Annotated in this window: 15 protein-coding genes; 9 read left to right on the forward strand and 6 right to left on the reverse strand. The window is 43.1% G+C overall.

Features of this window, described 5'->3' with window-relative positions; genetic code table 11:
* Positions 1-150: 150 nt before the first annotated feature.
* The 5 genes from greA (at position 151) to DXX92_RS07460 (ending at position 10861) form a co-directional block, all read left to right on the forward strand.
* Complete coding sequence (greA, locus tag DXX92_RS07440; RefSeq protein WP_115999879.1) at positions 151-627, forward strand: transcription elongation factor GreA; 477 nt, start codon at positions 151-153, stop codon at positions 625-627.
* 387 nt (positions 628-1014) lie between these two features.
* Positions 1015-2709 carry a reprolysin-like metallopeptidase gene (locus DXX92_RS07445; RefSeq protein ID WP_181901715.1) on the forward strand — a complete coding sequence of 565 codons (1695 nt, stop codon included), beginning with the start codon at positions 1015-1017 and terminating at the stop codon, positions 2707-2709.
* Between the two features lie 322 nt (positions 2710-3031).
* A complete protein-coding gene (locus DXX92_RS07450; protein WP_181901716.1) occupies positions 3032-3898 on the forward strand; it encodes a transporter substrate-binding domain-containing protein in 867 nt (288 codons plus the stop codon).
* A gap of 344 nt (positions 3899-4242) precedes the next feature.
* Positions 4243-7503, forward strand: a complete 3261-nt coding sequence (locus DXX92_RS07455; protein WP_115999882.1) for a VPS10 domain-containing protein — start codon at positions 4243-4245, stop codon at positions 7501-7503.
* A 100-nt stretch (positions 7504-7603) separates the two neighbouring features.
* Positions 7604-10861: a VPS10 domain-containing protein gene (locus DXX92_RS07460; RefSeq protein WP_115999883.1), complete on the forward strand. Its 3258-nt coding sequence runs from the start codon at positions 7604-7606 to the stop codon at positions 10859-10861.
* 279 nt (positions 10862-11140) lie between these two features.
* On the opposite strand, the gene DXX92_RS07465 is transcribed toward DXX92_RS07460, so the two are convergent.
* Positions 11141-11425 carry a hypothetical protein gene (locus DXX92_RS07465; protein WP_115999884.1) on the reverse strand — a complete coding sequence of 95 codons (285 nt, stop codon included), beginning with the start codon at positions 11423-11425 and terminating at the stop codon, positions 11141-11143.
* Between the two features lie 307 nt (positions 11426-11732).
* On the opposite strand from DXX92_RS07465, the gene DXX92_RS07470 reads away from it, so the two are divergent.
* From DXX92_RS07470 to rlmM, 4 genes are all read left to right on the forward strand, one after another.
* Positions 11733-12650, forward strand: a complete 918-nt coding sequence (locus tag DXX92_RS07470; RefSeq protein ID WP_115999885.1) for a transcriptional regulator GcvA — start codon at positions 11733-11735, stop codon at positions 12648-12650.
* 60 nt (positions 12651-12710) lie between these two features.
* A complete protein-coding gene (locus DXX92_RS07475) occupies positions 12711-13487 on the forward strand; it encodes an alpha/beta family hydrolase (protein WP_245961423.1) in 777 nt (258 codons plus the stop codon).
* Between the two features lie 62 nt (positions 13488-13549).
* Positions 13550-13975 carry a DUF423 domain-containing protein gene (locus DXX92_RS07480; protein ID WP_115999886.1) on the forward strand — a complete coding sequence of 142 codons (426 nt, stop codon included), beginning with the start codon at positions 13550-13552 and terminating at the stop codon, positions 13973-13975.
* Positions 13976-13985: 10 nt separating this feature from the next.
* On the forward strand, positions 13986-15074 hold the full coding sequence (gene rlmM / locus DXX92_RS07485) for a 23S rRNA (cytidine(2498)-2'-O)-methyltransferase RlmM (RefSeq protein WP_115999887.1): 1089 nt from the start codon (positions 13986-13988) through the stop codon (positions 15072-15074).
* Positions 15075-15224: 150 nt separating this feature from the next.
* On the opposite strand, the gene DXX92_RS07490 is transcribed toward rlmM, so the two are convergent.
* From DXX92_RS07490 to DXX92_RS07510, 5 genes are all read right to left on the reverse strand, one after another.
* On the reverse strand, positions 15225-16232 hold the full coding sequence (locus DXX92_RS07490; protein WP_115999888.1) for an isocitrate dehydrogenase: 1008 nt from the start codon (positions 16230-16232) through the stop codon (positions 15225-15227).
* 278 nt (positions 16233-16510) lie between these two features.
* Entirely contained in the window at positions 16511-16888 is a 378-nt protein-coding gene (locus DXX92_RS07495; RefSeq protein ID WP_115999889.1) for a DUF3192 domain-containing protein, read from the reverse strand.
* A gap of 195 nt (positions 16889-17083) precedes the next feature.
* Positions 17084-17887 carry a flap endonuclease Xni gene (xni, locus tag DXX92_RS07500; protein WP_115999890.1) on the reverse strand — a complete coding sequence of 268 codons (804 nt, stop codon included), beginning with the start codon at positions 17885-17887 and terminating at the stop codon, positions 17084-17086.
* On the reverse strand, positions 17884-19278 hold the full coding sequence (gene ppnN / locus DXX92_RS07505; protein WP_115999891.1) for a nucleotide 5'-monophosphate nucleosidase PpnN: 1395 nt from the start codon (positions 19276-19278) through the stop codon (positions 17884-17886). Before ppnN ends, xni begins: the two co-directional genes overlap by 4 nt.
* 91 nt (positions 19279-19369) lie before the next feature.
* Entirely contained in the window at positions 19370-20995 is a 1626-nt protein-coding gene (locus DXX92_RS07510; protein ID WP_115999892.1) for a GGDEF domain-containing protein, read from the reverse strand.
* Between the last annotated feature and the right edge of the window lie 92 nt (positions 20996-21087).

A 21087-nucleotide genomic window follows, 5' to 3' on the forward strand; every position in this document is an offset into this window, starting at 1 on the left:
AACGCAAGATTCGATAAACTAGACTAAAGCCTTGGCTGAGAAAGATAGTTTTGTCGAATCATGACAGTTTTGTTATGCTTATTCGCATACGATTATTTTATAAAGGTGGTTAGTAGCCACCTTTATCTATTTTAGGAACATACACCTCGAATGAATCAAATTCCAATGACGGCAGCAGGCGCAGAAGCATTGCGCGAAGAGCTGACCCATTTAAAGCAAGTAAAGCGTCCAGAAATTATTGAAGCAATCGCCGAAGCGCGTGAGCACGGCGATTTAAAAGAAAACGCTGAATATCATGCCGCACGTGAGCAGCAAGGTTTCTGTGAAGGCCGTATTCAAGAAATTGAAGGCAAGCTGGGTAATGCACAAATCATTGACGTCACTAAAATTCCTAACACAGGTAAAGTGATTTTTGGTGTTACAGTCGGTTTATTAAACATTGATACCGATGAAGAAGTAACTTACCAAATCGTTGGCGATGACGAAGCGGATATTAAAAATAACCGTATTTCAGTCAATTCACCTATTGCCCGTGGGTTAATTGGTAAAACCGTTGATTCTGAAGTGGAAATCAAAACACCAGCGGGTTTAGTGGAATACGAAATTATTTCTGTAGATCACAAATAATTAATTTTTCACAGATTAATTGAAAAATTGAAAGCCGAGCATCTAGCTCGGTTTTTTTATGGAGATGGTTTTATATCGCTACTATGTGATGTAAATCAGTTGTAAATATTAGCGTACATTTTACTCGCTTATTCAGCGCGATTAATACTAGTAAATTGCTTTACTGTCACTAATTAGTCACCAAGTTTTGATACGATAACAATTCCCAAGCTATTGGCGATATTGATCAAATATCAGGTCCAATCAAAAGCCAATGCCACCAAAAAATGAAAGTTATATAAGTCATAAAAGTTGTAAACCACCATGCTGTTCAACCTACCTTCAACTACTCAAAAGCTTTATTCTTGCCCTGTAGTTCTTAGCTTTCTAAGCAATAAGCGTCGACATATGTCACCTAGTATGTTGCTGCTATTTGCCTTGTGTCACTTTAACGCCATAGCAAGTACGCCAATTCCTTTATCCGCGAAAAAATCAGGAGAAACGTCTGCTAGTTACGAGCATACAAACAGCTCTATGGCTCTAGCACCTATATACGAGCTAAAGCGTTTGCATAATAACAATCAGTTATCCAAACAATCGAACATTAATGCCCTTAGTGAGTTTGGTGAAAAGGCGACTAGTGAATCTAATCAGCATGTTATCGAAATTGGTTTTTTCTACACGGAAGATCTGCTCGCTCAAATTGGACGGGCGGAAATAGACCGTTATATTGACGAGCAAATTAGCGCGGCGAATCAAGTAATGATTAACAGCGGCTTGGTGATTCGCAGACAAGTTTCTTACGTGGGACCGTTTCTTATGGCTAATGAGCCAGATACCGCGATTAATTTGTTTCTAGCGAATGTCTATTCAGACCAAGCATTCTCAGCATTATCACATATTCGCGAGCGATTTGGGCTAGATTATTTAACTATTCTGCGCCCGCAAACCGACAATAATTTCTGTGGCTGGGCGTATTACGACAACCCTTATGCCATTATGGAAGTTGGTGGGTTTTGCACCAGTGCTACTTTAGGAGCTCACGAATGGGGGCACAATGATGGTGCCGATCACGATATTGCCAATAGCTCTGATACTCCGGTACGAACAGACGCACGAGGCTATAACTGTGCTGGTGAAGGCACGATTATGAGTACCTCAAATAACTGGAATACTCGTCATAACATTTATTCTAGCCCTGATATCTCAGTTAATGGCGAAGCTTGCGGCAAAGTAGGTGAGGCTGACTTCATTAGCGTCCTAAATGAGTTAGTGACGTTGCCTAACCATTTAGGCAATATGCAGGCGGCAAGCGAAAAAATAGCATCTGTTGCAGTGAGCACCGATAAATTAAGCATTGCTGAAGGTGAGTCGGTTACAGTGACACTTACTTTAGTGGATGGCGATAATAATGTTATTACCTTAGATCGCGAAGTTAGCATCGAACTATATACTTATGGAGATGCAGGCAGCGACGGCGATATTCGTTTCAATGGAGCACTTGCTGATGTTGACTTTATTAATGCCACACAGCGGGTAACTTTCTCAGCAGGTCAATCAACTCAGTCCATCACAGTAACAACGTTGGGCGATAATGAACAAGAGCCGACCGAATTATTGCAAATTGGTGCCCGCTACGGGGACTATGTCAACGGTAGCGCTAACGAGCTGACGGTAGAGATTAATGACGCCGCTGGCCAGGAGAACCTATCATTTTCTATTGAAAATGCTGAACTAGAAAGCGATCAGTCGATAGCAATAACAGTGAATCGTGCTGCTGATTTTGATATTCCCGTTTTATTGGCACTCGCCTTTGATTCTGAGCATTTGACGATAACACCAGAATTAATGGAATTTACCAGCGCAAATGCCAGTGAAAATGTAACTATCACAGCTGGAAGTATAGATATCGCTGAAACTGTCATGATTCGATTAGAAGCAATTGATGGTAGCCAAGTTTTTGATCAGCTTGCTATTCAACTGTCACCTGTTGTGATTGAACCTGAAAAGTCATCAGGTGGTGGCGTGAACTTTTGGTTGGCGTTATTAGCAGCGCTGGCGCTTGCTGGTCGAGAATTGACTCGAAATCGCAGGGAAAGTTAATTACAAAAGTAGCCACGGGTAGTATCAACTTTTAAAACGACGAAAGCGTTAAAGGTTAAAGGTTAAAGGATAAAGGATAAAAGCCTGAATAAAATTTGTATAACTCTGCTGTGCGTATTACGCTGAATTGTAAATAGTTTTAGATAAAGGCTGACTTTTGCAAGCGATAGTTCATTTGTCAGGTCTATGTTCATTCAAAGTTAAGAGAAGTCCTTGAAAAGCGGTTGAGAAAGCCGCTAATTTAATAAGCGGCGCATAATTGTGAGAATGACATGAGTGGATTGCATAAATGGATATTAGGCGATAGCTGTCAATGATGACGATGAAATCTATAGTGTTTTTGATTTTGGCATTGATAACATTGCCCGCAGTCGCGTTAGATGTCGTTAATTACTCGTCCCATGGCCGAGATAATTTACCCTATGATAAGTATTATCGAGAGCTACTAGCACTTGCGTTGAACAAGTCATCACCTCGATTCGGGCCATATCAACTCAATGGCGTTGATGCAGGTAAAACGCAGACCAATATGATCGAGCTCATCAAGCACCGTCATATTGTCAATGTCGCTTGGACCATGACTTCAAAAGCTCGTGAGCGCGAGTTGCTGCCGATTCGTGTTCCATTGTTCAAAGGCTTAGGTGGCTGTCGTATTTTCTTGATCAGACAAGGAGAGCAAGATCGATTTAGTCAAATAACAAAGGTGTCTGATCTACAAAACCTGCTTGCTGGCCAAGGAGCTGATTGGCCAGATACCAGTATTTTAAAAGCAAATAACTTTAATGTTATTACCGCTAAGCAACACAATAGCTTGTTTTCGATGCTCACCAAGCAGCGATTTGACTATTTTCCTCGTGCTTTACACGAAGCATATAGCGAAGCCGCCCGCTTTCCTGAGTTAACCGTCGAGCAATCATCGTTGCTTTACTATCCAGCACCATTTTTCTTTTTTGTCAGTAAAGAAGATAAGCGACTCGCTGAACGCATTGAGTACGGGCTAAACAGAATGATGGCCGACGGCAGCTTTGAACAATTTTTTAATCAAAACCCTTACAGCAAGAGTGTGCGCGCTAAAGCTAATATTAATAACCGACGAATATACACACTCAAAAACCCACTACTTACCGCGCAAACTGCGCAAGTAATAAACTCCAAGCAATATCAAACCAGTTGCCGTCAATTCCAATAACGATAGATTTTGCAATTCATCGCTTAAACCGCAATATTTATCGTGTATTGAATACATTCATCATGTTTATTAGCTATATTCAAAGGTTGATAATTTTGTGTTTGCAATGAATTACTTGGCGCAAGAATCGCTAGTAAAGTGATTTTCAGTTGATGAATTAAGTGATTGCGCATTGTTTGTGTGTTGTTCGTGCAATGCTAGCTTAACCGTTAACCAAGTAAAGAAAGCAAAACAGATAAAGCATTAATAAAAAACAAAAATTACTTTCTGAAGTAGCGACCTTTACGTGGCTGCTTTATATTCGTTTAGTTAACTCACTTACTACTTTAAGGTTATAAATTCTAATGAAAAAATCCTTAACCTCATTATTTGTCTCAGCGGCGCTATTTGCCTCAAGCAGTTATGCTGCCATCGACACTGACTTACTCTCAGGTATTAAAGCGCGTCATATCGGCCCAGCAGCAACCAGTGGTCGTATTTCAGATATTGAAGCCGTGCCTTCTAATCCAAATATTATTTATGCCAGTGCAGCGTCGGGTGGCGTATGGAAATCAGAAAATGCTGGCCTTAACTGGCAGCCGATTTTTGACGACGAAGAGTGGGCGTCAACGGGGGCGCTAGCAGTGCACCCAGCCATTCCTGATATTGTTTGGTTAGGTACGGGTGAAGGTAATGTCCGTAACTCAACTTCAATTGGCGGCGGTATTTACAAGTCAATGGACGGTGGTAAAACATGGCAAAACATGGGCTTAAAAACCACTGAGCGTATTAACCGAATTGCGTTGCATCCAACTAACCCAGATATCGCTTATGCCGCTGCAATGGGCACGCTTTGGTCAAAAAATGAAGACCGAGGTATTTATAAAACCACCGATGGTGGTAAAACGTGGCAGAAAATTTTATACGTAGATAACGTCACGGGTGCATCTGATATCAAAATGGATCCAAGTAATCCAAACAAGCTTTATGCGTCAATGTGGCAGTTCCAACGTTGGCCGGATAAGTTTGAGTCAGGTGGCCCGGGCTCTGGCATGTATGTGTCAATCGATGGTGGTGAAACTTGGCAACAACGCACGTCTGCAGATGGCCTGCCTTCAGGCGAATTAGGCCGTATCACGTTTGATATCGCTGAGAGTCAGCCAAACACGGTTTATGCGCTAGTTGAAGCGGAGAAAAGTGCCTTATTGCGCAGTGATGATGGCGGCGATAGCTGGAATACAGTCAACAGCGAATACAATGTTGCCGATCGCCCATTCTACTACTCAGAAATTGAAGTCGACCCAACTAATCCAGATATTATCTACAATATCGCGACCTTTATTCGCCGCTCAATTGATGGCGGTAAAACCTTTAGCAAAATCGATAAAGTCGATTGTTGTGCAACCGGTAATACCATTCACATTGATAACCACAGCCTTTGGATCAACCCGAAAAACCCTGAGCACCAAATTTTAGGTAATGACGGCGGAATCGCGATCACTCAAGACAAAGGCGACAGCTGGCGCTTTGTACAAAACTTAGCAGTTTCTCAGTTCTACCATATCCGAGTTGATGATGCGGTGCCTTACAATGTTTACGGCGGTTTGCAAGATAACGGCTCGTGGCGTGGCCCTGCGGAAGTATTCCATACTGCAGGTATTCGCAATGTTCACTGGCAAGAAGTCGGCTTTGGTGATGGTTTCGATACCATGCCATTCCCAGATGACGTCACAAAAGGTTATGTGCAGTCACAAGGTGGTTACTTAAACCGTTACGATTTAGTGACTGGCGAGCAAAAATTGATCCGCCCAGCAGCGCCTAATCATGACACAGAATTGCGTTTCAACTGGAATGCTGGTTTAGCGCAAGATCCATTTGATGCCAACACCATCTACTACGGTAGCCAATTCGTGCACAAATCAACAGATCGCGGCGAAACCTGGCAGGTGATCTCAAAAGATTTATCCACTAACAACCCAGATTGGCAGCGTTACAAGGAATCAGGCGGTTTAACGCCAGATGTTACCGCTGCGGAAAATCACACAGCGATTATTACTATTGCGCCTAGCCCAATTAAACAAGGAGTGATTTGGGTCGCAACCGACGATGGCCGTATTCATGTCACACAAGATGGCGGTGACACTTGGAAGAGCGTTGAGAAAAAAGCGCGCAAAGCGCCGAAAAATGCGTTTGTGCCGCATATTCAACCATCGCTACACAACCCAGAAGAAGCTTTTATCGTGTTTGATAACCACAGACGCGGTGATATGAAGCCTTACGTGTTCAAAGCGTCTAAGTACGGTAGCAAGTTTACCAACTTAACGGCTAAAAACATTCGTGGCTATGCCTTATCAGTTGTACAAGATCACGTTGATGAAGACTTATTATTCTTAGGTACAGAGCTTGGTTTATACGCCTCAACAAACGGTGGTGATTCTTGGTTCAAGTACGATCAAAACGTACCAACAGTGTCTGTGATGGATATGGCCATTCAGCAACGTGAAAACGACTTAGTATTAGGTACGCACGGTCGCTCTGTGATTGTGATTGACGATTACAGCCCACTGCGTGGTTTAAATGAAAAGTCGTTTAACGCGTCATTAAAACTATTGAGTGTTGGCGATGGCCAGCAATACGTATCTAGCCGCGCACCTTCAACCCGTTTCTGGGGTGATGCGGCATATGTGGGCGATAACGAAGTTTACGGTGTCACCATTAATGTTATGGCATCGGGCGATCACTTAGCACACCCTGATGCAGACAAAGAAAAAGCACGTCAGATAGCAAAAGCGAAAAAAGCCGCTGACAAAGATAGCGACAAGAAGGATGAAAAGCCGCTTTCAGAAAAGGCTCGTGTCACGGTTAAAGATGCAAATGGTGAAGTGGTTCGTACTTTTGTCACTAAGCTAAAACAAGGGGTTAACCGCATTGTTTGGGGCTTGGAATCTGACGGCCAAGGCCGTATGCCGGGGCAAGAGCCAAAAGAAGATAAAGACATCAAACCAGCTGGCCCTGAAGTGATACCGGGTAAATACACCATTCATGTAAAACTTAACGATAATGAGTTTGAAACCACCGCTAAGGTGTTAAAAGACCCTCGTTTTACCGATGTCACCATGGCGGATATGAAAGCACGCTACGCACTTGAGCATCAAGCAGTTGCTATGTACGGCACGCTAACTAAAGCGGTTCATGCTTTGCACGACAGTAAAAAAGATATTGAAGTGATCAAAGCGATGGCGGATAAAGCGCTGGAAAATATCGATAAAGCTGAAAACAAAGACGAGTTACCTGCGAGCAAATTAGCTAAGTCTGCCGATGAGCTGATCAAGAAGATTGGCGAGTTAGACAAAAACCTACGTTCTATTCCAAAAACCACAGGGATTGTTGATGAAACTTATAAAGTAACATCACATGTCTTTATGGCTTGGGGTTATGCAGGTGGCCGCTACGGTAAGCCTTCACCAACGGCTGAAATCTACCTTGAAAAAGCGAAAATCGAGCTAGATAAAGGCGTAGGTAAAGTGAATGAGTTTATTCAGCAAGACCTCACTGAATTTAAACAGGCGTACCAAGCGTCTGGCTTGGGCTTGTTATCAACCACTCAACCAATCGCACTTAACTAGCCACTGGCTAGATAAAATGAAAAAAGCAAAAGCCCAATAACATTTTGGGCTTTTTCTCTTTAGTAAAACCAACATAACTAATAATAACTAAGGAAGTGAAATGAGATTACTACCTTCTTTACTCGCAGCATCAATTGCACTTGGCTTATCGGGCGCATCAAGCGACGCATTCGCGGCGAAAGGCGATAAAAAAGCAGACGCTAGCATTTATAGCAGTATTAAATTAAGAAACATGGGACCAGCAGTGACTGGTGGTCGTGTCAGTGACTTTGCCTTTAATCCAGAAAACCCAGCAGAGTACTTTGTTGCCACTGCCTCTGGTGGTATGTGGAAAACTGACAATGCCGGCGTTACCTGGCAAGCAGTCGCTGACAGCATGCCAAGTTACTCGTATGGTGATGTCACCATGGATCCAAACAACAAAAATGTGATTTGGGCGGGTACCGGTGAAAACAATTCACAGCGCTCAGTTGCCTATGGTGACGGGGTATATAAATCGGTTGATGGCGGTCAAAGCTGGGAAAACGTTGGCCTAAAAAACTCAGAGCATATTGGCGAGATCTTAATTGACCCAAGAAACTCTGACGTTGTTTATGTTGCCTCGCAAGGCCCATTGTGGAGCAAGGGCGGCGATCGCGGTTTATTTAAAACCACTGATGGCGGTAAAACATGGGAAAACGTGTTAGAAATTAGCGAGCACACCGGGGTGAGTGATATCGCCTTTGACCCACAAAACCCAGATGTAATTTACGCAACGTCATACCAGCGTCGTCGCCATGTCTGGACGCTGATCAATGGTGGCCCAGAATCAAGCATTTATAAATCAACGGATGCCGGTAAAACGTGGAACAAGATTGAAAAGGGGTTACCAAGCGTTGATAAAGGCCGTATCGGTATTGATGTAGCGCCTACCGATGGCAATATTATCTACGCCATTGTTGAAGCGGCTGATGGCAAATCAGGCTTTTATCGCTCAACCGACGCTGGTGCTAGCTGGCATAAGCAAAGCAGCTATGTGTCGGGTAGCCCGCAGTACTACCAAGAAATTGTTGTTGACCCGAAAAATCCACACCGCGTTTACTCGCTTGATACCTACTTAATGGTCTCTGAAGACGGTGGTAAAAACTTCACTCGCGCAGGCGAAGCACACAAGCACGTTGATAATCACGCGCTATGGATTGACCCAAACAACACCAATCACTTGATCATTGGTAGTGACGGCGGTGTTTATGAGTCGTGGGATCGCGCTAAGAACTGGACATTTAAAGACAATATGCCGTTAACTCAGTTCTACAAAGTCACGGTGGATAACGATTACCCCTTCTACAACGTGTTTGGTGGTACGCAGGATAACGCCTCGCTAGGTGCGCCACACCGCACCACAACAGAATCAGGTATTCAAAACAGCGACTGGTTATTTACTCAATTCGGTGATGGCTTTAAAACGGTTATCGACCCGAAAAATCCAGATATTATCTACTCGCAATACCAGTACGGCGGTTTAGCTCGTTACGACAAACAATCCGGTGAGCGTGTGCAAATGCAACCGGTTACGCCAGATCCTGCCGTTGCCCAGCGTTTTAACTGGAACTCTCCGCTGCTGATTAGCCCGCATAACAATGAACGTATTTACTACGGCTCACAAACCTTGTTCCAATCAGATAATCGCGGTGACGACTGGCGTGCGATCAGTGGTGATTTATCACGTAATATCGACCGTAATAAGTTAGAAGTGATGGACACAGTTTGGGGCGTTGATACGGTAGCGAAAAATACCTCAACGTCATTCTACGGCTCGCTTATCGCGCTAACAGAATCACCATTGCAAGAAGGTTTACTGTACACGGGTAGTGATGATGGCGTAATGCACGTTACCAAAGATGGCGGCCAAGCGTGGACAAAATTAGACTGGCCTTCAAAAGTGCCAGACAACTCTTATGTTGCGGATATGGAAGCGTCAGTGTTTGATAAAAATACCGTATTTGCGGTGTTTGATAATCACAAGCGTGGCGATTTTAAACCCTACGTATACCGCAGCGACAACAACGGTAAAAGCTGGAAAAACATCACAGGTGATTTACCTGTGCGTGGCTCAACTTACACCATTGCGCAAGATCACCAAAACAAAGACTTACTTTTCGTTGGTACCGAATTTGGTGTCTTCTTCACGCAAAATGGCGGCAAAAACTGGGTACAGTTAAAATCTGGTATGCCAACGATTGCCGTACGCGACATTGAAATTCAACGCCGTGAAAGCGATTTAGCGTTAGCAACTTTCGGTCGCGGTTTTTACATCTTAGATGACTACTCATCACTGCGTGAAGATGCCAAAGCAGTGAAAAAGCAAGACGCGACGCTATTCCCAGTGCGCCGTGCTTTCCAATTTATCGAGCACAGCCCACTAGGCTTGCCAGGCAAAGCGATGCGCGGTGCTGATTTCTACTTTGCAGAAAACCCGGAATACGGTGCAGCGTTTAGTTTCTACATTAACGAAGAGTTCAAATCGTTAAAGGCGCAGCGACAAGCAAAAGAAGCCGAGCTACGTAAAGATGAAAAGCCAGTTTACTACCCAAGCTGGGATGCACTCAAAGAAGAAGATTTTGAGCAAAAGCCAAGCCTATTGCTAACAGTACGCGATGATGAGGGCAATATTGTTCGCCGCATCAAAGCACCTGCGAAAAAAGGCTTTAACCGTATTCATTGGGATTTACGCTACCCAGGTTTTGAACCAGTTGATGCCAGTGGCGATCAAGACTCAGGCTGGTTAGTGGTACCAGGTAAGTACACGGTTTCGCTATCTAAACTCGTAAAAGGTGTTGAAACGTCATACGATCAAGAGCAAAGCTTTGAAGTGGTTTCTATCGATAACCGCACCTTCCCAAGCACAGATCGCAAAGCTGATTTAGCCTTTGATATGAAAGCAGGCCGTTTAAGCAATGCGATTGCTGGCGCGCGTAAATACCTAGGTGAGTTGGAATCACGTATTAAGCACATCAAAGTAGCAACCACAGAAACACTGGCGCTTGACCAAACAACGCTAGCACTTGCTCACCAAATGCAGCGTGATTTGGAAGAGATCAAACTCGATCTGAACGGTGATTCAGTTGTTGCTAAACGTGCTGAGCCAACGCCAACGTCAGTGAATGGCTATATTGGTTATCTCATGTGGTCACGTAGTGAGAGCACCAGCCCAGTTAGTGGTCAACAAAAGCTACGCTTTAAGCGTGCAAGCGAAGGCTATGCTGATATCTACCAACGTATTGTCCAGTTAGCTGAGTCCGTAAAACTGACAGAAGAAGCGATTGCCAAAGCAGGTGGTAACTGGTTACCGGGCACTTTACCGGCGAATGGTAAATAGGCGTTGAGCTAACCTTAACGTGCTAAATGGCTTATTGAGTTAAGCCATTTAGTTTTCTATGGCAATACTCAGTTCTTTAAATGGTTATATGCATTTTAAGAGCGAGACAGGATTATTAAAAAAGGCGCTAAGCAATTACTTAGCGCCTTTTTTATATATTGAACAAGTTAGTGCTAGTTAATCAGGCTTATAGCCAAACCAAGTTGGTTGGGGATACTTGGTCTGACTCCAACTCCTAAAATCTAGACTGAAAAACAAGCTTATATTTAGCTAGTTAACTTATTCGCTTTCGATTAACTGATTTAAGGCAACAGTTTCAGCTTTTACTGCTGCTGTTTTCTTACCGTGTGTCTCGGTTTTTTGTGTCACTAGCACATTGTCTAACTTAATCGTCAGTGGTGCTTGATTGTTTAAGCTCTGGCGAAGATAATCTTGTGCCACAACTTGTAGTTGAACTGGGTTAATCGTAACTGCAGTTTCAGCAGTTGTTGAATTGTAGACACTCTCTGCATTTGCGGTAAATGCGAGCGCGCCAGTGATAAGTGCAAGCAGAGTTGTTTTCATGATGGTACCTTTTTCCTACATACATAAGTTACGTCAATATTACTTATAGATGTCAAAGGACCAATCTCTATCGCGTTAAGTTGTGGGTTGGGAACACAACTAAAGTATTATAGCCATATCTATTAATATATAAGGCCTAGAGATGTTGTCCTTCATCTACGGTGTATATTCTAAGCATCTTGGTTAAAAAGTGACACTGACATAAATTCACGTTATTCATTAGAAAAACTAATGCAAAATATTGCTGATTTTTCATTTGTTTGTCATAATCTCAGGCTATAGTCTTTCACTTTGAAGCGAATTCATTTTGGCCTCTCGTTTACCTCCTTTAAACGCACTTCGCGCCTTCGAAGCAGCTGCCAGGCACCTAAGTTTTACCCGTGCGGCAGAAGAGCTTTTTGTTACACAAGCGGCGATTAGTCATCAAATAAAATCATTGGAAGAGCATCTTGGTATTAAGCTCTTTATGCGTAAAAACCGTGCTTTGCTGTTGACCGAAGAAGGGCAAGCGTACTTTCTCGATATCAAAGATATTTTTACAGCCTTGCATGACGCCACAGAAAAGCTACTTGCCCGCGGCGCTAAAGGTGCGATCACGGTAAGTTTGCAGCCGAGTTTTGCCATTCAATGGCTGGTACCGCGTTTAAATGCGTTTAATATTTTGCATCCTGATATTGATGTACGAATTAAAGCGGTAGACCAACCAGATAACTCATTAACGGAAGATGTCGATGTTGCGATTTATTATGGTCGTGGCCGTTGGACGAATGTGCTTGCGGAAAAGCTTCATACAGAATATTTGATCCCTGTCTGCTCGCCGCTACTGGTCAATGGTAAAAAACCGCTATTTACCGTAAACGATTTAGCCCAACACAACTTATTGCACGATACTTCCCGTCGTGATTGGAAGCGCTGGTTTAAGGAAGTGGGGGTAAAAGGGGTGAATGTGAATCATGGGCCGATATTTAGTCACTCTTCGATGGTATTACAGGCGGCAATTCACGGTCAGGGGGTGGCGTTAGCCCATAGTGTGCTAGCCAAGCCCGATATTGACTCCGGTCGTTTGGTTACGCCATTTAACGATGTATTGGTCAGTAATAATGCCTACTACATTGTTTGTCGTGAACATCAGGCGGATGTCGGTAAAATCTCTGCGTTTCGCGATTGGGTATTAGAAACCGTGGAAGAAGAGCAAGACCAAATTGAAGATGGACAACTGTTGTAAGTTGTTCAATCAAATAACAAGTTAAGCAAGACCAGAAGCGAAAGCAAAAGCGAGAAAAAGTTGTCAAAACTAATTAGTACCTCGGAAGTGAATACCTCTCATGTAACTACCCCTGAAATAACGGGTGTTGAACAAACATCAGTGATTATTGAGCAGGCAGCAAGCCCAAAAGCCATTGTGATTTTTGCCCATGGTGCTGGCGCCGATAAAAGCCATGAGTTTATGGCAAAGGTTAGTGAGCGCTTGGTTGCGCATAAAATTTCGGTATTGCGTTTTAACTTTCCTTATATGGATAAACGCTTGGCGGATGGTAAAAGGCGCCCACCGGATCGCATGCCAAAGTTATTGCCTTGTTTTCTTAATATCATCAATCAGTTGAGCGAGTACTTCACTGACTTTAATGCCACTGAATTGGCAGAAACCCCCTTGTTTATTGGCGGTAAATCTATGGGTAGTCGCGTTGCGGCAACCATCACCAGCGAAACACTAGCTGGCGAGTTAAAAGAAGATATACAGCTAAATCGAGAAATTGCAGGCACATTTTGTCTCGGCTATCCGTTTTATCCCATCGGTAAGCCTGAGAAAACTCGTCTGGCGCCGCTAACTGAGCGCCATAAAGACAACTCGATACTGATAGTGCAGGGCAGTCGCGACAAGCTTGGTGACGAGCAAGCAATTGAAAGTTATCACTTACCAGCTCAATGCCAAATTACTTTTCTCGAAGATGGGGATCACGATTTAAAGCCGCGAGTAAAATCAGGCTTTACTCACGCTGAGCATATCCAAACGGCAGCTAATGCGATTAGTGAATATATTGATAGCGTTATTTCGTCTTAAGCACAAGCCAATCAGTTAGGCTTCGCCAATTGGCTAATACCTAAAAATGGAGACCACATTTAATGTTTACTTGGCAACATCGCGTTTTAGCGGTTTTTATTGGCGTTAGTGGGTGTTTTTGCGTATTATTCGGCGCTTGGCTCGCCCACGCTGGCGGGCATTTATCGCCAGAGGTGATAACCCGATTGGAAACAGCTCACCAATACCATATTTTACATACCTTAGCGCTGCTAGGGTTGGTGATTTGGCGGCTGGTGATTTGGCGTCAGCAAGCTCAGTCGAGATTATTAGCAACAAGTAGCTGGCTGATGGTAGCAGGTATCTGGGGTTTTAGCGGTAGCCTATACTTTAAAACCTTACTAATGATGCCTGAGCTTGGCCAAATGGCGCCTTTTGGTGGCGTGAGTTTAGCGCTGGCATGGCTGTGTATCGCTATTTATGGTGTTACGGGTGCAGCAAAAAGCCAGCGTATTGAAGAATTAAAATAGGTCGTAATAAATGAAAACCTCCATTGTATTATATTGCCGTCCGGGCTTTGAAAAAGAGTGTGGCGCGGAAATTCAGGAAAAAGCGGCATGGAACGAAATTTACGGCTATTTGGAAATAGTTAAAAAGCAAGGCCTAGTATTTTTCCATCTGCATAACGAAGAAGACGGCGAAACCTTAATGGAAAAGCTGCCATTGAAGCGTTTGATTTTCACCCGTCAGTGGTTTGTTACCTTAACGGAAAAAATTGAACTGCCTGATTACAACCGCGTTGAAGCCATTGTTGAAGCGCTAGGTAGCGACTGGCAATATGCCGACCTTCGGATGGAAACACCGGACACTAATGATGGTAAAGCGCTAACTAAGTTCTGCCGTAAATTAGCTGTGCCACTGCGCCAAGCGTTAAGAAAGCAAAAAATTCTTACTGAGCAAGGGGATGATGACGGTGCCGTACTTCACGCCTTGTTCTTATCTGGCAAAGAAGTGATCTTGGGCTTTTCATTAGGCACTAATACCTCACAGCATGTAATGGGTATTCCACGCTTAAAATTCCCGTCACAAGCACCAAGTCGCTCAACTTTAAAACTCGATGAAGCGTTTTTATACTTTGTTCCGAAAAAAGATTGGGAATCACGTTTAACCTCAGGCTTAAATGCGGTTGATTTGGGCGCTGCACCGGGTGGTTGGACATACCAACTAGTGCGTCGTGGTATGATGGTGTCAGCTGTCGATAATGGTCCAATGGCTGAATCTTTAATGGAAACAGGGCAAGTTAAGCATTATCAAATTGATGGCTTTAAATTTAAACCCGCCAAGCAAAATGTGTATTGGTTAGTGTGTGATATGGTGGAAAAGCCACATCGCGTTGCTTACCTAATGACTGACTGGTTAATACATGGCTTTTGTAAAGAAGCGATGTTCAACCTTAAGTTGCCAATGAAAGGGCGTTATCAGCAAGTGCAAAAAGACCTGCAAATGATCAAAGACCGATTTGCTGAGCACGATGTTAGGTATGAGATGTACGCAAAGCATTTATATTACGATCGTGAAGAAATTACCGTACACGCTCGTTTATTATCGCCAGCACCACTAGCGCGCTAAGTTTATTGGGCTAAACACTAACAGTGTTTCAGGCTACGTAATAGGCCTGAATACAGAGATAAAAAAACCGACAATTAAGTCGGTTTTTTTGTGCTTTAACTAGTTATATAAGCTAAAGCGCACAAGCTATAACTAACAAACAAGTGTTAATTATAAACGCTCTAGTACTGCGTCAGTGAAGTCAGTTGTACCGTGAGAACCGCCTAAGTCGCGAGTTGTACGGTCGCCTGATTCGATAACTTCAGTAATTGCGTTGCGAATAGCTTGTGCTTTGTCACCCATTTCTAAGTACTCAAGCATTTGGATAGCAGCAAGAATAACTGAAGTAGGGTTAGCTAGGTTTTTACCAGCGATATCTGGTGCACTGCCGTGAACCGCTTCAAAGATTGCACAGTCGTCACCGATGTTAGCGCCAGGGGCCATACCTAAACCACCAACTAAACCTGCACATAAGTCAGATAAAATGTCACCGAAAAGGTTAGTAGTAACGATAACGTCGAACTGCTCTGGGTTCATTACTAACTGCATACAGCAGTTATCAACGATCATTTCTGCAGATTCGATATCTGGGTAACGCTCACCAACTTCACGAGCAACCTTTAAGAATAAGCCAGACGTTGATTTAAGGATGTTAGCTTTGTGAACCGCTGTTACTTTTTTACGGCCTTCTTTGCGTGCAGTTTCATAAGCGAATTCAACAATGCGCTCAGCACCTTCACGAGTGATTTGGCTCATTGCTTCTGCTGTTTCACCACAATCAGAAACGTTTTGGCCTAAGCCAGAGTACATACCCTGAGTGTTTTCACGAACGGTAATAATGTCGATGTTTTCGTAGCGAGCTTTAGTGCCTTTGAACGAAATTACTGGGCGCATGTTTGCGTAAAGCTGGAACTGCTTACGTAATGTTACGTTGATTGACGTAAAGCCTTCGCCTACAGGTGTTGTTAATGGGCCTTTAAGCGTGATTTTGTTCTTTTTAATTAGCTCTAAAGTCTCTTCTGGAACTAATTCACCGTGCTTTTCTAGTGCTACTAGGCCTGCATCAGCGTATTCATATTCAAAATCACAACCTGCTTTGTCTAATACTTTGATCGTTGCGTCGATAATATCAGGACCGATACCGTCGCCAGGAATTACTGTGATAGTTTGCTTAGCCATTTATTGTACCTTTAAAGATTTGTCAGAAGTATTTTCAAAGCATAGCCTAATCGTTAGTTCCAGCATCAAATTGGCAAGAAATAAACGTGCGCTTGGTGCGCTAAAGTAAGTATTTAGTTAGGCTATGTGAAAAAAAGCGCGCCTTTATACCACGGCTTAAGGCTGTAAGCTAGTATGAAAACTTACGGGGTGAGTTTTACGTGGGCAAATTTTATATGAGGGAGTTTTATTACGGAAAATTCAGCAGGTAAACAAATTGGCCGTTGCAATTGAGCAGCTTAAAGCGATTTAAACTGCTCGTAAGCGACATTGCCAATGGCAGTTAGTAAGCCATTGCTAAACAGGAGTGGTGTACACTCTTCTTGGGTGGTAATGCCATCTGATTTAACGTGTTGAGTGCGGTAGAACATCACTTGATAATTCACGTTATCCACTTTTTTCGCTTCAGTGATATCTGGGCTGCCTAAATTTTCAAGCGCTTGTTCAAAGGTAAAGTTATCGAGCTGTAGCTTAGAAATGTATTGACGGTTGAACGCTTCGCGATCTTCCCATTTCATATTGGCGGGGTCGTCGTTATAAAAATTGACCACTAACAACACAAAAATGCCGTAAGCTGCTAATGCCAATAAAATACGGAAGATAACTTTTTTACTCATAACCCTAGAAGAATTTGCTGGAATTTTGATTAGTAAACTATGCCACTGAACTCGGCCACTTAAATCCACCACTATGGCCGCTACTTACTAACCTTAATATTTATTGTAGCTGACCCTTAGCATAGCGAGTTATTGGCAAGTTTTAAATAGCTTGTTGATGATTTGCAACAATTTTTATAGGCCAACCAATTCTTACTAAATTGTCATTAGCCGAATGTCTTTGAGGTTAAAACCTAGAGGAATATTTTGCTTTAAAGTGAGCAGTTGATGACTCAGTTTGAGCATGTCCTTCCCTTGATCTAGCTTTTGCTTAACCGAAGATTTTATTTTATCTGCCGCTAGAATAGCATTGACCGAACCATAGTCTTTGATTAACTCCGCAGCGGTAATTTGGCCAATGCCAGCGACACCAGGAATTTTATTGGTGCTGTCACCTGTTAGCGCCCATAAATCAATCAGTTGATTCGATTTTACACTGAATTTTTGTTCGATATAGTTATCGTCTAAGAAGCGGCGGTTAAAGTAGTCGTAAACTTGAATGTTTTCATTAATTAGCGATAAAAAGCACTTATCGGTTGAAACTATGGTGACTTTTTGGTTTCGCAGTGCCACTTTGATCGCCAAAGTGGCAATCACATCGTCTGCTTCGTCTTCTTCGGGCTCAATAGAATCAATACCTTTGCTTAACAAGGCATCTTGAATGTCACTTAATTTGGCTGCTAAATGCTCAGGCATTTTTTTGCGGCCTTTTTTGTAGTCGGGGTACAGCTGATAACGCCAACAGGGCTGCTCGCTGTCGAATACGGCAACCCCATGAGTAGGGGTTAAAAATTCCAAAATATTGGCAACAGCGGTCGCCGAAGCTTGCGCTGTGTTGTGAAGCACTTGCTGTTTAGTGTTTTCCGATAACTCATTGTTGAGCAGGAATGGTCGCTCTTGAACAGCATAAATGCGCCTAATTAAATTAAGCGCATCAATTAGTACGACATGTGCTGTCATGCAGGCTGACCCTGAATGGTTGACGCAGCATCAGCGTCTTGTGCAACGCGATAGCAAGGAATGTATTCACTACCCGGCAGTTTCATACGCTGCTGTTTTACAAATGAATCTAGCAATTTATCCATTAACGACATAATTTTCTCTTCCCCAGAAATTACAAACGGGCCATGTTCCCTAATGGCCTTAATACCGTTGGCTTTGACATTGCCAGCCACAATACCGGAGAAAATTCGGCGCAAGTTGGCGGCTAAAGCAGCGGTATCCATATCTGTTTTTACCATTAAGTTTGCCATGTTCTCATGGGTTGGTTCAAATGGTTGTTGAAATTCCTGATCAATTTCTAATGACCAATTGAAGTGAAAGGCATCACCTTTGGCTTTGCGATAGGCGAGCACTTGCTCCACTTCTTCGCTTAACGCGCGGGCAACACTTGGCGCATCATCAACAATAATTCGATAATGCTTACGCACTTGCTCGCCAAGCGTGGCAACGACAAATTTGTCAATCTCTTGGAAATACGCTTCACTTTCTTTCGGGCCCGTTAAAATAATAGGTAAGTGTTGCTCTTTGTTTTTCTCGTTGAGCATAATGCCAAGAATATAAAGAAATTCCTCAGCAGTCCCAGCTCCGCCAGGAAAGATGATAATGCCATGCGATAAACGAACAAAGGCCTCTAACCGCTTTTCGATATCCGGCATAATAATCAGTTCATTAACAATAGGGTTTGGCGGCTCAGCTGCAATGATACTAGGCTCGGTTAGCCCTAAATAGCGGCCGGTAAGGTTGCGCTGTTTGGCATGACCGATCGTCGCGCCTTTCATTGGCCCTTTCATGGCGCCAGGGCCGCAACCTGTACAAATATTAAAGCCCCGTAGGCCAAGTTGATAGCCAACTTCTTTGGTGTATTTGTATTCGGTTGTGTTGATTGAGTGACCGCCCCAGCAGGTAATTAAACCGGGCACAGACTCAGGTAAAATGGCATTGGCGTTGCGCAATATATCAAAAACAATGTGCGTAGTTTTTTCACTTTCGCAGCTAAGGTTATCGCACAGTCCGTCGTATTTATCATTGATAAATAGAATGTCACGCAAAACGGCAGATAAGTGCTCGCGAATACCACGGATAATTTTGTTATCGACAAAGGCATCTTGTGGCGGGTTGGTTAGCTCTAATTTCACACCGCGTTCAATGCGCAATACATTGATGTGAAAGTCTAGAAATTGCTGGTAAATTTCCTCTGCATCATCGGTATGGCTACCTACATTTAATACCGCTAATGAGCAATTACGGTACAGCTGAAAAAGCTTACTTTCTGCAGATTCTTGTAATTGATCAATCTCTATTTGTGACAATAAATTCATGTTGCCAACAGGGTTAATTAAAGTTTTCATCCTGATCCCCTTATTCAATTGGTCATTGAAAAGCAATGACGATCCCACTAGTGCCATGGCGATAAGCCAATAGCAGCTAGCGCCTGTTTACTTATTGTGCGTAGATTATTCGGTTTTTACCTTGATGTTTTGCTTGATATAACGCCTCATCGGCGCGTTCGAAGGCAAGGTGAATATTGTCACCATGCTTAATGTGAGTAACACCAATCGAGGTGGTGATATTGACTTTGTTATTTCTGAATTTAAATGGCAGTTTAGCAATCGTTTTACGGAAGTTTTCCAGTGCAGCCATCACTTCCTTTTCACTTAGCTCGTTAAATACTAAAACAAACTCTTCACCGCCATAGCGAGCAATAAAGACATTCTTAGTTAGCGCTTTGGTCAAGGTAGCAGCAATGACTTGCAAGGTTTTATCACCGGCAGTGTGGCCATAGGTGTCATTAATTTGTTTAAAGTCATCTAAATCTATAACCGCGACTGCGAGCTCAAACTGTTGGTGATTGAAGCGCACCATTTGCTTAGCAAAGTACTCGTCAAAAGCGGCGCGATTATTTAGCTTAGTCAGTGCATCTTGCAGGCTAATGCGTTGTTGCTCTAGCATGCGTTGTTCAAAGTGTTTGCTTTGTTTTTCCAATTCACTGACTTTGGTGCGCATGGCTAAAAGCTGTTGCTCTAGCTGTTCAAAATAGCCAAGTTCTAAGCTATTTTTTTGCTCAATTGTTTGTGTGATGGTTTCAAATTTTGTCATCAGCTCGGCTTTGGCCTCAGTGAGACTTGGCGCAGATTCGATCATCTCAGCGATATCACCTAACTGGCTGTTAAGTGATTCATTAATACTTTCTTGTTCACTGCGGTGCCCTTGAGAGTTTGACAGGGTAGATTTAACCGCGCGCTGCACTTTGGATAATGCACCAGAGAGCGTTGATAAAAAGGTTTTAGCCGTTTTACGCTCTTGTTCCATATCTTCAGCTACAAGATTTAGCACTGCCACTATGTTGTTGAGCAAGGTATCATCGATATGCTGTGTATTTCCTAGCTCATCCTTTAAGTGATTCAGCTTTTGTTGCAGCTGCTCAGATAACTTAATGTTGCTTAGAATTGAGGTAATACGCTCAATAAAGCCCTTGGCACTTTTAGCGGCCTCTGGCTGGTTACTATTCGATTGATTTGCTCCCAACGCCGCACTAGATTGCATTGCAGCATGAGCTTGTCCGCTTACTTGAATGCTGTCTTTTGCCGCCAGCACTTCGCCATAGATTGAGAGCAGTTCGCTTAACTGCGGGACATATTGAATAACTGTGTCTTTGGTGTCTGAGTTTTCGGTTAGTAAGCTTCTTAAACTGCGTCTTGACTGCGGTGGCAGACCTTTCGCTTTTTGCAGTGTCGTACCAGCGCCGTGGAACTTTTGGTGTAAGTCGCGAATATTAAGCTCGTTTTTACTGGCTTGTTTGTTTAACAGCTTAGAAACGTTTGCGAGTTCTTTTTCAACATCTGCTAGCGGCGCACTCTTTTTTAGCATGGCGCGTAGCTTTGCCATACGGTTGTCTAATTCAAGATCTTGTCCTTTACACAAACGCGACAATTTAACCAAAAAGTCGGTTAACAAGGTTGAACGTTTATTAAAGTCTTCTTCTAGCGTTGAACGCGCTTGAATAGAGGCATCAAGTTTGGCTTTGAGTTGGCGAAGTTGACTCTGAAAAACAGACGTTTCACTCATGGGTAAATGATTTCCTGAATAAAATGGGCTTTCAATATGTTGGTTAGCAATAAAATTGCTCGTACCTGAAAATGAGTTTGAAAATTACGTTA

It is taken from the genome of Thalassotalea euphylliae, from assembly GCF_003390395.1.
In the GTDB taxonomy this organism is placed as follows: Bacteria; Pseudomonadota; Gammaproteobacteria; order Enterobacterales; family Alteromonadaceae; genus Thalassotalea_F; species Thalassotalea_F euphylliae_C.

What these genes read in the sequence shown, in the direction of transcription:
- DXX92_RS07490 (WP_115999888.1), bottom strand. Translation starts at nt 16,232, where the DNA reads ATGGCTAAGCAAACTATCACAGTAATTCCTGGCGACGGTATCGGTCCT.
- DXX92_RS07455 (WP_115999882.1), top strand. Translation starts at nt 4,243, where the DNA reads ATGAAAAAATCCTTAACCTCATTATTTGTCTCAGCGGCGCTATTTGCC.
- DXX92_RS07510 (WP_115999892.1), bottom strand. Translation starts at nt 20,995, where the DNA reads ATGAGTGAAACGTCTGTTTTTCAGAGTCAACTTCGCCAACTCAAAGCC.
- DXX92_RS07465 (WP_115999884.1), bottom strand. Translation starts at nt 11,425, where the DNA reads ATGAAAACAACTCTGCTTGCACTTATCACTGGCGCGCTCGCATTTACC.
- DXX92_RS07450 (WP_181901716.1), top strand. Translation starts at nt 3,032, where the DNA reads ATGAAATCTATAGTGTTTTTGATTTTGGCATTGATAACATTGCCCGCA.
- DXX92_RS07445 (WP_181901715.1), top strand. Translation starts at nt 1,015, where the DNA reads ATGTCACCTAGTATGTTGCTGCTATTTGCCTTGTGTCACTTTAACGCC.
- greA (WP_115999879.1), top strand. Translation starts at nt 151, where the DNA reads ATGAATCAAATTCCAATGACGGCAGCAGGCGCAGAAGCATTGCGCGAA.
- DXX92_RS07460 (WP_115999883.1), top strand. Translation starts at nt 7,604, where the DNA reads ATGAGATTACTACCTTCTTTACTCGCAGCATCAATTGCACTTGGCTTA.
- DXX92_RS07480 (WP_115999886.1), top strand. Translation starts at nt 13,550, where the DNA reads ATGTTTACTTGGCAACATCGCGTTTTAGCGGTTTTTATTGGCGTTAGT.
- xni (WP_115999890.1), bottom strand. Translation starts at nt 17,887, where the DNA reads ATGACAGCACATGTCGTACTAATTGATGCGCTTAATTTAATTAGGCGC.
- DXX92_RS07495 (WP_115999889.1), bottom strand. Translation starts at nt 16,888, where the DNA reads ATGAGTAAAAAAGTTATCTTCCGTATTTTATTGGCATTAGCAGCTTAC.
- rlmM (WP_115999887.1), top strand. Translation starts at nt 13,986, where the DNA reads ATGAAAACCTCCATTGTATTATATTGCCGTCCGGGCTTTGAAAAAGAG.
- ppnN (WP_115999891.1), bottom strand. Translation starts at nt 19,278, where the DNA reads ATGAAAACTTTAATTAACCCTGTTGGCAACATGAATTTATTGTCACAA.